This window comes from Nocardia sp. GP40, from assembly GCF_050434125.1.
Lineage (GTDB): Bacteria > Actinomycetota > Actinomycetes > Mycobacteriales > Mycobacteriaceae > Nocardia > Nocardia albiluteola.
Map to the genome: position 1 here is coordinate 82,333 of NZ_JBNPVW010000022.1, position 12,807 is coordinate 95,139.

Here is a 12,807-nt window from a genome sequence, read left to right on the forward strand (position 1 = left end):
GCGACCGATAGAAGGCTCCGTCATGAACGAAGACAACCAATCACCACCGAACGTCCTCGACGTTCGTGCCATCACTGTCGCCTTCGGTGGCCTGCGGGCATTGACCGACGTGTCGGCCGCGATCGACGCAGCCCACATCGTCGCTGTCATCGGCCCGAACGGCGCGGGCAAGACGACATTCCTGAATGCGATCTGTGGCCTGGCCCGGACATCCGGCGGCGAGATCCGGCACCGCGGCGTAGACATGACCAATGCCCACCCGACCGCAATCGCATGCGGCGGGCTCGGACGCAGTTTCCAGGACCCCAAACTGATCGATTCGGCGACCGTCCTGGACAACGTCCTGTGCGGTGCGCATCAGACGATCGGTTACTCGCTGGCGGGCCAGATCTTCCGCCGGTTCGAGGTGTCCCGGGCCGAACGCCGGGCGCGCACCGACGCCCGGGAACTGCTCGGCCGGTTCGGTCTCGCGGATCTGGCCGATGTCGAGGCGGGGCGACTGCCCTACGGCTCCCGCAAGATGGTCGACATCGTGCGGGCAACCATCGCGCGACCGAATGTGCTGCTGCTGGACGAGCCCTCGTCCGGCCTGGATCGGGCCGAGCGCGCACGGATCCGGGACATGCTCCTCGAGATCCACACCGAGTTCGGCATTCCGATGGTGGTCGTCGAACATCACATGGATCTGGTCCGGGCGATCGCCGATCGCGTGCTCGGCCTGGTCTCCGGCTCCGTGGCACTGCACGGGCCGACCGATGAGGTGCTCGATTCCGAGGAATTCCGCGTCACCATGGCCGGTGGCAGGACCGGAGCGAACGTGGTGACCGCCGATGTCTGAATTGACAGCCGCGATCATCGGCGGCCTCACCCTCGGAGCCATCTATTCACTGGTGACGCTCGGCATCGTCATCATTTTTCGCGCGACCGAGACGTTCAACTTCGCGCACGGCAGCTTCATGCTGCTGGCCGCCCTGATCGTCGGCAAGCTGCAGCACGGTTCGGGCCTGCCGTTCGCCATTCTCGCGCTCCTCGCCCTGGGTGTCGCCGGCCTGCTGGGCGCCATATTGTTCCGGTTCGTCCTGCGCTGGGCGGTCGGCCGGCCACATTTCGTCGCCGTGATCGCCACTCTGGGGTTCGCCTCGGTCGCGGATGGGGTCATCAATATCGTCTTTCCCGAGACCCAGTACACCGTCACTATTCCGGGGCTATCGACCGGATCGACGACCATCCTCGGCGCGACCTTCGGGACCGCGTCGCTGGAGATCGGAGCGTTCGCCGTCATACTGACGGTCGCGCTGGTGCTCGTGTTCCGGTTCACCTCGCTCGGCACCCGAATTCGTGCGGGCGGTCAGGATCCGCTGCTGGCCAGCCAGGGCGGTATCGATATCCGCTGGGTGTATCTCGGCTCATGGACGCTGGCCTGTGTGCTCGCCGGAATCGCCGGAATCGCCTACAGCAGTGTGAATTCGGTCAACCGGGGCATCGAGGATCTGGCCCTGCTCGCATTTCCCGCCGCGCTGCTCGGCGGGCTCGACAGCATTCCGGGCTCCCTCGTCGGCGGCTTCGGCATCGGACTGCTCGGGGGATTCACCTCGGCATACTTCGGCGGCGAATACGTCACGGTCATCACCTATCTCGTGCTGCTCGCCGTCATGCTGCTTCTGCCGCATGGCATCGCCGGCACCCGGAATGTCAGGCGGGTCTAGTGATTCACACGATATCGGACATCAGTGCCCCATCCGCCCGGCCGACCCTCTGGCGAAACCCCTTGTGGCAGCGGTATTTCGGCATCATCGTCGCGTTCGTGGTGGTCGCGCTCGTCACCACGGTCGGCTCGTCGTACTCGATCTACGTCGTGGACACGATCCTGCTGGCCGCGATCGGCGCGCTGGCGCTGGACCTGCTGATGGGCACCGGCGGCCAGGTATCCATCGGTAATGCCGCATTCCTTTGCGTCGGCGCCTATGTGACGGTGTGGGCGGGCCGGCTGGGCGTGCCGTTCCCATTCGACGTCATCATCGGCGGGTTCGCGTGTGCAATAGGCGGTTTCGTCGTGGGTCTACCGGCCCTGCGCATCCGCGGCATGTATCTGGCGCTGGCCACTCTGGCCGCGTGCTACCTGGCTCAATTCGCGGCATTGAAATACCAGAAGGCCACCGTCGGCGACGCGGGCTTCTTCCTGCGGCCCATATTCACCGGAACCATCGCCCGACAGTCGGCGAGTTGGGCCTGGCTGCTCCTGGCCGTGCTCGCCGGCACGATCGTCCTCGTAGGCTGGCTGCGCGGTGGACGCAGCGGGCGCGGGTGGCGAATGATCAGAGACCACGAACTCGCGGCCGCCACCATGGGCATTCCGGTATCCCGGTACAAGCTCGTGCTGTTCGTGATCACATCGGCGATCATCGGCGTGCAGGGCGGGCTGACGGCTCGGTTCACCGGATCGGTCAGCTACGAGGGATACACACTGCCCCTGTCGATCTCGGTCATCGCCATGATCCTGATCGGCGGCCTGGATACCCAGGCCGGCCCCCTGATCGGCGCCGCGGTCGTCACCCTGCTCCCGATCACCGTCCCAGACCTCGTCAACCTGGTCGTGACATCTCCCGGCGCGGCACAGCACGCCAGCGGCTATGCCCAGATCGTCTATGGCGCAATGGTTGTCATCTTCGTCATCGCAGCGCCGAAGGGACTCGCCGGCCTCGTCCCCGCGCTGCTCCGGAAAGCGCGTCCTGAGCGAGCCGATCGGTGAGTCCGACGAGCGCCGACCGGAGGCACGCTCGAACAGGGCCGGGAGAGCACCGGCGGCCTCGAGGCGTGTCGGCGCGACGCCGAGGCAGAAGCAGAATGCCAAGCGCTGCTGCGGTTCCCGAGTGAGGTCCAGGTGATGCGGATCCGGGTGGCGGCGACAATCAATGTCGGCACTACCCGGATCCGCATCACCGTGCACGGCCGGTCCGGGAACCTGCGAACCTCCGCCAGCTGATCCGGATGCTTCGGCAGCAACGTGCGCTCGGTCAACGTCTCGGTCACACGGCGCCTACGAATCAACTGGTCAATGCTGTGCAGGGGCTGCGGTCGTGGTGAGTCGGGTCCAGATGCCGAGCTCGCCGGCGGCTGCCGCGCGGCGGCCGAGGTCTTCGGCCCAGTGGCGCTCGGTGGCTACCGCGTCGCGCCAGGCCCAGAGGCGGCGGGTGTAGTGATGAAGGGGATATTCCATGGTGACGCCCATTGCACCGTGGAGTTGGTGGGCGGTCTGGGCAATGGTCGTTGCCGTGGAGGCGGTGATGATGCGGGCGATTTCGGCCGTGGCCGGGGTTGGGCCGGTTTCGCGGACTCGTGCCAGGGCGGCGTCGGCCTGGATCAGCTGCACGCGCATCAGTGCCAGGTTGGTCGCTACGGCGGGGATCTTCGACAGTGGGGCGCCGAACTGTTCGCGCTCGGATACGTATGTTCTGGTCAGCCGGTAGGCGCCGGCTGCGGCGCCCGCTACAGCGGCGGACCACAGCAGTGCCAGCCGGGCTCGGATGAGTTCGTGGTCCAGCGCCGGGGCGAGCGGTATGGCGGGGGCGGCGCTCAGCAGCACGGTGTTGCGCGGCTCACCGGCGAGGTTCTCACCGGGGTGGATCGTGACCGAAGGATGATGCAGGTCCACGAACAGTGCCATGCCGGGAGTGGAGACTACGAGCTGCTCGGCGGCGCGGGCCCACGGTACGGCAGGCAGCTCGGCGGTGATCGGACCGCCGACGTAGTTCAGCGGCTCGTCCAGCACGAGCAGGGTGCTGAAGCGCTCTCCGAGCCGCCCACTGTGGCCGAGGACCCAATCGGCGGTGGCGGACTCGACGATGGGCTGGCTGATGCCGTGCGCGGCCAGTGCGTTCACGATGATCAGCAGATCGTCGAACGTGCCGCCGGAGCCGCCCCGGTCCTCGTCGATGCCCACCCGTGTGAGGCCGAGTTCGCGCAGCCGCGCCCACAATGCGCGCTGGTCCGCGGCTGACCTTCGGCCTGGGCGCGTTCCCCGGGGTGTTCCTGGCCCACCGGCGGCGGTGTGGTGGATCCGGTCACCTACCAGGTCGTCGACCAGATCGCGGAGCTCGGTGGCAAGGCTCATGAGCGCGCCTCCTGATGGGCGATGAGGGAGAGCAAGACCTCTGCCGAACCGCCGCGCAGGCCGAAACCGGGCGAGGCGAGCAGCGCCTGGCCGAAGACCGCGTCGGCGAACGGATCCTGACACCGGTCGGTCCGGCGCCAGGCCTCGATGACGTCGCGTTCGAAGGCGTTGCCGAGGAACTTCAGGGCCGCGGCCTCCTGGATCGGTGCCCGGCCCGCGTCCATGACGACAGCGACCTCGAAGCACAGGCGGCGCAACACCGCCAGCCGGGCCACCAGGGAGCCCAGCAGGGCATGCAGTTCGCGGTCGTCGTCGTGCCGGGCGGTCTCGGCGATCAGTTCCACGAGCACGGGGTAGCTGGACAGCACCCGCTCGACGCCGCCGCGCTCGAACGAGAGCTGATCGACGACCTGCCGCCAGCCGTTGCCGACCGTGCCGACGACCCGGTGTGCGGGCACCAGGACGTTGTCGAAGCGGACCTCGTTGAAGTGATGTTCGCCGCTGAGGTCGACGATCGGGCCGACGGTGATGCCCTCGGCGTCCATGTCGACGATGAACTCGGTCAGGCCCTCGTGGTTGCGTCCGGTGCGCTCGGTGCGGGCGAGCAGGTACATGTGGGTGGCGCGGTGTGCCTGGCTGGTCCAGATCTTGTGCCCGGTGATCCGCCAGCCGCCCTCGGCCGCGGTGGCGGCGGTCCGCACCGAGGCGAGGTCGGAGCCGGCCTCGGGTTCGCTCATGCCCAGGCAGAAGAGCGCGTCGGCGGCGGCGATCCGCGGCACGATCTCGCATTGCAGCTCACGCGAACCGTGGCGCATGATTGCCGGGCCGATCTGCCGGTCACCGATCCAGTGGGCGGCGACCGGAGCTCCGGCGCGCAGCAGTTCCTCGGTGACGGCGAGCCGCTCGACGTTGGTGCGCGCATGGCCACCGAACTCCCGGGGATAGGTCATGGCGATGAGCCCGCGGGCGGCGAGTTCCTTGCTGAACTCCGGATCGAAGGAGCGCAGCCAGGAGTCGCTGCGGGGGACATAGCGTCCGGCGCGCCGCCAGTCGGCCGTCACACTCCGCACCGCCAGGCGCAATTCGGCGCAGGAATCCGCCGGAGCGGGGTCCATGACGGCCCTACCGCCCGGGCACCGTCGCGAGCACGTGATAGTCCTCGATGCTGGACTCGCGGGCGCGGGTCCAGTACTCCACGTTGCGGAACGGCGAGACGAACAGCAACCGGCCACGCGCGTTGCGGAAATACGTATTGGTGCCCGGGTGGGTCCACACCGTCTGCTCGCTGGTGCGGTCGACCAGGTCGCTGTACTCCTCGTAGACATCCTCACGCACATCGATCGCCGCCGCGCCCGTGGCGAACATGCTCGCGAAAAGCCTTGCGATGTAACCCATCTGCACCTCCATGAAATACATGAAGCTGCCGCTGCCGGGAAACGAGTTGGGGCCGCCGATGAGGAAGAGGTTCGGGAACCCGGGCACCGCCACGCCCAGATAGGCGCGGGCATCGTCGTCGTCCCATGCCTCGCGCAGCGTCACCCCCTCGCGCCCGATGACATCCAGCGAGGACACGAATCGCGTCGCATCGAAACCCGTTGCCCAGACCAGAATATCGGCGTCGTAAGCGGCACCCGAGCCCGTCACCACGCCGGTCTCGGTGACCGACTCGACCGCGTCGGTCACCAACGTCACATTGGGCAGGCACAGCGCCCGATACCAGCCGTTGTCGAGCAGAATCCGTTTGCCGTAGGGCGGATACGTGGGCAGCGTCTTGTCGAACAGATCCGTGCGGTCGCCCAGTTCGTCCCGGATGTACTGGGTGAAATATTCGCGGTGACCGTCGTTGCGGGCGTTCACCGCGCGCTCCGGGTGCGGCCACTCGGGGTCCTTGCGCAACGAGTCCAGCACCTTGTCGCCGAACTGCCAGTAGAGCTTGAGCCAGTACCAGGTTCGGTAAATAGCGAACGTACGCAGCAGATATCGGGAGCCCTCGTCGATCGGCTGCTGGAACTTCTCGAACGGGGCGATCCACTGTGGTGTGCGCTGGAAGATGCTCAGCTCGCCGACCTGGTCGGCGATGGCCGGCACGATCTGCATCGCGCTGGCCCCGTTGCCGATCACCGCGACTCGCTTGCCTGCGATATCCAGATCGGCGGGCCACTCGGAGGAGTGAAACGATGGGCCGCGGAATCGGTCCAGGCCCGACACGGGCGGTAGTTTCGGCCGATTGAGCATGCCCACCGCGCTGACGATCGCGTTGAACGGCAGGACCTCGGTGGTTCTGTCCGCGGCACGAAGGGTGACCCGCCAGCGAGCCTCGGCTTCGTCGTATTCGGCGCGGACCACTTCGGTCCCGAACCGGGCGTTCGGTCGCGCCCCGACCAGGTCGAACGCTTTACCGAAATATTCCTCGAGCGAGGCCCGGAGTTCGAAGTGATGCCCCCAGTCGTGCGGCGCGAACGAATAGGAATACAAATGGCTGGGTGTGTCGACGCCGGCGCCGGGATAGCGGTTGTCCAACCAGTTGCCCCCGGGCGAATCGTGCTTGTCGACCATCAGATAGGGCACACCCATTTCCTGGAAACGTTGCGCCGCAATGATTCCGGATACACCGCTGCCGATGATCAGCACCCGGAAGTCGCTGGGCGCCTTCGCCTCGAGCCGGCTGTCCTCTCCCGCCGCGCCGACCCTACGCCGGAACTCCTCGGCGAACATCACCCCGTAGGAGTCGTCCACCGGCTCGCCGACGCAGACGCCCAGCATCTCGGCCGTCTGCTCTGCTGTCGGGACGTCGATGGCCGGCGGTTTTCCCTGCAGCAGATGGTCGAACGCATCCACCGCGGCCCGTCTGATCTCGGCCTGGACGTCCTCCGGCAGCCCGCCGGTGTCGTGGTCGCTCAGCCCCCTGGTCCGGGTCGGCACGTACGGCGCCGCCAGCCAGCGACGATCTCCGGTCACCTGGTAGAGCACCATCAACAGCGTCGGAATATTCGCCGACTCGGTGATATGCGCTAGTTCGCTTTTCCCGATGTTGGTTGTCTCGGTATTCGTTGCGTCCACTCGACTGACTCCCGTAAATGTAGTTCGACGATGCGGCTGAAAGACTCGGCTTCTACCGCGGGCTGGGCCGTATCAGCCGACGGAATCCGCACGGATGATCCGGCCGTCTTCGTCGTATTGATAGATCCCCCGCCCGGTTTTGCGGCCGAGGCGACCGGCCGCGACCAGATTTCGCAGGCCTACGGTCGGCCGGAACCGCTCGCCGAGCGTCTGCGCCATCGACTCGACCGCCAGCAGGAAGGTGTCGTGCCCGTTGCGGTCCCCGAGCTCCAGCGGCCCGATGGGGAAGTTCAGGCCCAGCCGCAGCGCGCGATCGATATCCTCGGCAGTGCCGACACCTTCCTCCAGCATGCGCAGGCACTCCAGCCGAACTATGGCCGCGATCCGCGAGGTCAGGAAACCCGGGCTGTCCTTACGGCAGATCACCGTCTCCTTGCCGAGGCTTTCGGCGAAGGCCGCGGCGGTGGCGACGCTCGCCGCACTGGTTTCCAACCCGGCCACGATCTCCACCAGGCGCATCAGAACCGGGGGGTTGAAGAAGTGCATGCCGACGACCCGGTCGACAGCGTCGGGCAGCGCACCGGCTATCGCGGTCACGGATAACTGCGAGGTGTTCGTCGCCAGCAACGCATCCGGCGCAGCGACCGACGCGGCCTCGGCCAGGACCGCCTGCTTGACGGGCAGCCGCTCCACGACGGCCTCGATCACCACGTCGGCGTCCTTCGCGGCATCGCATACCGAGGTGTGCGGATGCAGCCGGCCCAGCGCACGCGCCCCGGCGTCCGCATCGATCACACCCTTGGCCGACAATTTTTCAACGCTGGCATGGATCTGAGCGCGAGCGCGGGCCAACTGATCGGCATCGGCATCGGCCATGGCGACCTCGTAGCCCGCGGTCGCCGCTAATTGCGCTATGCCAGAACCCATGATGCCCGCGCCGACCACGACCAAACGCCCTGACTGATGTAGATGTGCCACGCCAGCAGCCTACCTCATAATTCAACATATGTGTTGACAAAAATTCCGGGGCGGGTAGCGTCAGATCATGGATTCGAGTGAGTTGATCGTGAACAGCAGCGAGTCGGGCATCGTCCAGTTGATCCTCAATCGGCCGGCGCAACTCAACGCCTGGACCCCCGCATTGGAGGCGGTCTTCTTCGCCACGCTGGACGCGGCGGCGGCCGACCCGGAGGTGCGGGTGGTAGTGGTCACCGGCGCCGGACGCGGATTCTGCGCCGGCGCCTCGCTCGACATGCTCGGCGAGGCGGCCCGCTCGAACGATCGGACGGGTCGCCGCGAACTCTGTGAACTGGCCGAATTCCCCAAACCGGTTATCGCGGCGATCAATGGGCCCGCCGCCGGCCTCGGCTTCGTTCTCGCGCTGTGGTGCGACATCCGCATCGCCAGCTCCGACGCCAAGCTCACCACGTCCTTCGCCCGGCTCGGTCTGGTGGCCGAGCACGGCGCCGCCTGGCTGCTCCCCCGCCTCGTGGGCCGCGCGCATGCGATGGACCTGCTGCTGTCCGGCCGCACGATCACCGGCGCACAAGCCGAAGCCATCGGGTTGGTGAACCGCACCGTCGAAGCCGGGCAAACACTCAATGCTGCAATGGATTACGCGCGAGAACTGGTCCGAACCGGAGCCCCGAACAGCTGGGCGACGATCAAACGGCAACTCGTCGACGCCGAACATCTCTCCCTGCGCGAATCCTACTTGCAGGCAACCGAACTCATGATTCCCGCGCTGGCGTCGGCCGACCATCGCGAGGGCATCGCGGCCTGGCGCGACAAACGGACACCTCGATTCGAGGCGTTTGCCACGCCATCACCGCGGCGGTAACACGGCCGATCGGCCGCGGCACACCTCCGTGACCGGTTCGGACCGCTTGCCACACACCATGACTGCGCTGATCGGGACCGCCCGCCCGTGGCCAGTTCGCTCGGCTTGCCACGCATCACAGCCGCAGTATCGCGAGTCTACCGGCCGCGGCAACTGGGAGCGACCGGCATTCGTGCTGCGGGCGATCGGACTTGGTGGCACAAGCTGACCGGCCACGACCTGCGCCGTGGCCGGTCAGCAACTGCGGCTCACTTCTGCTTTCGCTCCAAGAACGCAGTCATGCGCTCGTATTTGTCCGTGCTGTCGAAAAGCAGTGCCTGCGCGGCGGTATCGAACTGCGTCGTGGCCGGGCGGTGGGCGCGCAATGCCAGCTTGGTCAGCTCCAGCGCCCGCCATGACCGCCGCGCGACGGTGGCGGCCAGGGCAGCTCCCCGCGCAGCCAAGTCATCGGCGTTGTCGGAGATCTCGTCCACAAGCCCTGCGGCCAACGCGGATTCGGCATCCAGGCGCATTCCGGCGTAAAGCATCCGCCGCGCGGTACTCAGGCCGACCAACTGCGCCAGCCGCCAGTTTCCGCCCGCACCGGCCAAGATGCCCAGCGACAGTTCCGGCTGAGCGAAAAGCGCTCGCGGGCTGGCAATCCGGAAGTCGCAGGCCAGCGCCATCTCACAGCCACCGCCGAACGCGGGCCCGTCGATGAGGGCGATCGTCGGCCAGCGATATGCCTCGAGCTGTTCGAACAGCCCGGAGTTGATGGCGCGCAACGCATGCGCGGAATCACGTTCGCGCATCTCGCGGATATCGGCCCCGGCGGCGAACATGCCCGGCGTCGTCGAGTGGATCAGCAGAACCGACGGCGTCCGGTGGGCCTCGGTGAGCACCGCGTCCATCTCGGCGACCATCGCCTCGTCGTGTGCGTTGCGCCGATCGGGACGGTTGAGCCCGATCCACAACAGGTCGCCCTCGCGGCGGACCACGATACTATTCACGCCGCCTCCAAAAGTACCGCGATGCCCTGACCGACACCGATACACATCGTTACCAGTGCACGCCGGCCGTCGCGGCGCCGCAGTTCGCGGGCGGCGGTGAGCACCAGCCGCGCGCCGCTCATGCCCAGCGGATGACCCAGCGCGATGGCTCCGCCGTGCGGATTGACATGGTCGGCGTCGTCGGTGATGCCGAGGTCGCGCAGCACGGCGAGCGCCTGGGCGGCGAACGCCTCGTTCAGCTCGACCACGTCGATATCGCTGATCGCCAGGCCGGTCCGGCCGAGCAGTTTGTGCGTGGCGGGGATCGGGCCGAGGCCCATGACCCGCGGGGCGACACCGGCGGTTGCCGCACCGGCAACCACGGCCAGCGGCGTCAGCCCGAAGCGCCGCACCGCCTGCTCCGAGGCCAGCAGCAGTGCCGCGGCACCGTCGTTGACGCCGGATGAATTTCCCGCGGTGACAGTGCCGCCGACGCGGAAGGCCGCCGGCAGCGCGGCGAGTCGATCCGGATCCGTGTCGCGGGGATGCTCGTCGCGCGTGACGGACACCGGCTCGCCCTTGCTTCGGGGCACCGCAACGGGCGTGATCTCCTCGTCGAACCAGCCGTCCGCGATGGCCTTGGCCGTGCGTTGCTGCGAACGGAACGCGAAGGCGTCCTGATCGGCCCGCGCGATGCCGCGTTCGGCCGCTACGATCTCGGCGGTTTCCCCCATCGTGTCCGTGCCGAATGCGTCACGGAACGCGGGGTTGACGAACCGCCAGCCCATGGTGGAGTCGTACATCTCGGCCGTTCGCGCGAATGGCGTTGCGGCCTTGGGGATTACGAACGGCGCGCGGCTCATGCTCTCGACGCCGCCAGCGACCACCAGATCCGCCTCGCCTGTGCGAATCGTCCGTGCCGCAACCGCAACCGCGTCGGCGCCGGACCCACACAATCTGTTGATCGTTGTGCCGGAGACGGTTTCGGGTAAGCCGGCCAGCAGCAAGGCCATTCGGGCGACGTTGCGATTGTCCTCCCCGGCCTGGTTCACGCAGCCGAGAATGACGTCGTCCACGGCGGACCAGTCCACCGACGGCTGCCGGGCCCGCAGAGCGCGCAGCGCATGCGCCGCCAGATCATCCGGACGTACCGCCGCCAGCGCGCCCCCGTAGCGGCCGATCGGCGTGCGTACGCCGTCCACGAGGTATGCCACGGTCACGACAACACCTCGTCGGCGCTCGGCTCCGTCGTGCCAGGCGCGCACTGCGCTGATGGTTCGCTCCGCTGCGCTTGCGCTTGTCGGGCGCCCGCGCCCGTGCGGCCGGTAATCGGCAATGGGAAGTAAGGATGCACGAATCCACGGTATGACCGACCTCAACCGCTGTCAACGCTCACGTTGATAATTGCTCGATCAGCTGCCGCTTCGCGCGCCGGAGAAATGCCTCGTCGACACCGGCGAGTGAGTCCAGCACGGCCCGGGCGTGCCGTTCGGCCTCGCCGGGCTCACAGACGATCGCGCCCGTCCCGTGATCGAGGCACAGGTCGGCGGCGGTGAGCACCTCGCCGAGCAGGCACAGCCGGCGAATCCACGGCGCCGGGAGAAACCGCCGTAGCGGGGCGACGTCGATGTCGATGCCCAGCCTCGCCTCCGGCATGCGCAGCCGGGCCGACCGTGATACGACGAGGATGTCCGCCGACATGGCGATGAGCAGGCCGATCCCGACGGCGGCACCCTCCACCGCGGCGACCACCGGTGCTGGATGCTCACGGATCGCGGCAAGGCACTCCAGGGACGCTTCATGCGGCGCCGACCCGGCCGGATCCGGCTCGTTGATGTCGAAACCAGCAGAAAACCTGCCGTTCGCCCCGGTCAGCAGCACCGGTCTCGGATCGGCGCGCGAGCACCGCACGGCAGCGGCCAGCTGGCCGAACATCTCGACGGTGAAGGCGTTGACCGGCGGCCGGTCGAGGCAGATCCGCGTAACCCCGCCGAGCAGGTCCGACCGGACTCCGAGCGGGGGCCGATTCATATCCGCCGGGTTCCCGGGCCCCGTCACCGTGACCGACCAGACGTCGCCGACACGCAGTACCATCGCATGCCAACACGATATCAACACATCTGTTGAAATCTGTACTCAAGCCTACCGGGGCAACACACCGGACAGGATCATGTCCGCCATACCGTCGGCGACATCGTCGGCCGTGAGCATGCCGCCGGGGACGAACCAGTGCGAAGTCCAGTTGAGCATCCCGGTCACCGACTTGGCGAAGACCTTCGGCGGCAGAGACGTATTGAACACACCCTCGCCCACGCCGTAGCGCACGACCCGCTCGACGAGGTACTCATAGCGCCGACCGGACTCGATGAGCTCCTGGTTGAGATCACTGTCGATGACCGACGCCGAATCGCCGCTCCTCAGGTAGATGTACAGCATCGGGTAGTGCCGTTCGAACGAGCGCATCACGGCACGCATCGAGCTGCGCAGTCGCGCCTCGGGCTGCTCGTCGCTGCCTGCCACCTCCTCCAGGGACTTGACCATATCGGTGAGCCCGTCGTGAATCGCCGCGCGGAAGATGGCGCCCTTGTCCGAGAAGTAGTAGTAGACGGTAGCCCTATCGAGGCCGGCCTCGCGCGCGATGGCCTCAACCGTGGTGCCGGCGAACCCGTTCCGATCCAGCACCGGTCCCGCCGCCCTGATGATCGCCTCGCGCTTGGCCCCATAGCGGGGGCGCTCCCGTTTCTGAGCGGCATCACGCTTCATCGCCAGTGTTGACTGCTTTTCGACGTCAGCCATCTGTCATCCCCTCAGCAGTCGACCGCGCCGTG

The 12,807-nt window shown here is 67.3% G+C and carries 12 protein-coding genes; 4 read left to right on the forward strand and 8 right to left on the reverse strand.

Features of this window, described 5'->3' with window-relative positions:
* Positions 1–22: 22 nt before the first annotated feature.
* The 3 genes from ABH933_RS41715 to ABH933_RS41725 are packed head-to-tail and all read left to right on the forward strand — an operon-like array spanning position 23 to position 2,749.
* Positions 23–838 carry an ABC transporter ATP-binding protein gene (locus ABH933_RS41715; RefSeq protein WP_429427772.1) on the forward strand — a complete coding sequence of 272 codons (816 nt, stop codon included), beginning with the start codon at positions 23–25 and terminating at the stop codon, positions 836–838.
* A complete protein-coding gene (locus ABH933_RS41720; protein WP_429427770.1) occupies positions 831–1,706 on the forward strand; it encodes a branched-chain amino acid ABC transporter permease in 876 nt (291 codons plus the stop codon). Before ABH933_RS41715 ends, ABH933_RS41720 begins: the two co-directional genes overlap by 8 nt.
* On the forward strand, positions 1,706–2,749 hold the full coding sequence (locus ABH933_RS41725) for a branched-chain amino acid ABC transporter permease (protein ID WP_429427768.1): 1,044 nt from the start codon (positions 1,706–1,708) through the stop codon (positions 2,747–2,749). The genes ABH933_RS41720 and ABH933_RS41725 overlap by 1 nt, the downstream gene beginning before the upstream one ends.
* 303 nt (positions 2,750–3,052) lie before the next feature.
* Here ABH933_RS41725 and ABH933_RS41730 read toward each other — a convergent pair whose 3' ends face one another.
* The 4 genes from ABH933_RS41730 to ABH933_RS41745 form a co-directional block, all read right to left on the reverse strand.
* The gene (locus tag ABH933_RS41730; RefSeq protein ID WP_429427766.1) at positions 3,053–4,111 is read right to left on the reverse strand and encodes an acyl-CoA dehydrogenase family protein; all 1,059 of its coding nucleotides are present in this window, start codon (positions 4,109–4,111) and stop codon (positions 3,053–3,055) included.
* Positions 4,108–5,226, reverse strand: coding sequence for an acyl-CoA dehydrogenase family protein (locus ABH933_RS41735; RefSeq protein WP_429427764.1), 1,119 nt, complete (start codon positions 5,224–5,226; stop codon positions 4,108–4,110). The genes ABH933_RS41730 and ABH933_RS41735 overlap by 4 nt, the downstream gene beginning before the upstream one ends.
* Positions 5,227–5,233: 7 nt before the next feature.
* Positions 5,234–7,171 (reverse strand): flavin-containing monooxygenase, encoded by a 1,938-nt coding sequence (locus ABH933_RS41740; protein ID WP_429427762.1) that lies wholly within the window; start codon positions 7,169–7,171, stop codon positions 5,234–5,236.
* A 72-nt stretch (positions 7,172–7,243) separates the two neighbouring features.
* Positions 7,244–8,149 carry a 3-hydroxyacyl-CoA dehydrogenase family protein gene (locus ABH933_RS41745; RefSeq protein ID WP_429427760.1) on the reverse strand — a complete coding sequence of 302 codons (906 nt, stop codon included), beginning with the start codon at positions 8,147–8,149 and terminating at the stop codon, positions 7,244–7,246.
* A 67-nt stretch (positions 8,150–8,216) separates the two neighbouring features.
* On the opposite strand from ABH933_RS41745, the gene ABH933_RS41750 reads away from it, so the two are divergent.
* Positions 8,217–9,011 carry an enoyl-CoA hydratase-related protein gene (locus ABH933_RS41750; RefSeq protein WP_429427758.1) on the forward strand — a complete coding sequence of 265 codons (795 nt, stop codon included), beginning with the start codon at positions 8,217–8,219 and terminating at the stop codon, positions 9,009–9,011.
* 248 nt (positions 9,012–9,259) lie between these two features.
* On the opposite strand, the gene ABH933_RS41755 is transcribed toward ABH933_RS41750, so the two are convergent.
* The 4 genes from ABH933_RS41755 to ABH933_RS41770 all read right to left on the reverse strand — a co-directional run bounded on the left by ABH933_RS41755 (position 9,260) and on the right by ABH933_RS41770 (position 12,775).
* Positions 9,260–10,000, reverse strand: coding sequence for an enoyl-CoA hydratase/isomerase family protein (locus ABH933_RS41755; protein WP_429427756.1), 741 nt, complete (start codon positions 9,998–10,000; stop codon positions 9,260–9,262).
* Complete coding sequence (pcaF, locus tag ABH933_RS41760; protein WP_429427754.1) at positions 9,997–11,199, reverse strand: 3-oxoadipyl-CoA thiolase; 1,203 nt, start codon at positions 11,197–11,199, stop codon at positions 9,997–9,999. Before pcaF ends, ABH933_RS41755 begins: the two co-directional genes overlap by 4 nt.
* Positions 11,200–11,371: 172 nt before the next feature.
* Entirely contained in the window at positions 11,372–12,073 is a 702-nt protein-coding gene (locus tag ABH933_RS41765; protein WP_429427752.1) for an enoyl-CoA hydratase/isomerase family protein, read from the reverse strand.
* A 48-nt stretch (positions 12,074–12,121) separates the two neighbouring features.
* Positions 12,122–12,775, reverse strand: a complete 654-nt coding sequence (locus tag ABH933_RS41770; RefSeq protein ID WP_429427750.1) for a TetR/AcrR family transcriptional regulator — start codon at positions 12,773–12,775, stop codon at positions 12,122–12,124.
* Positions 12,776–12,807: the final 32 nt, after the last annotated feature.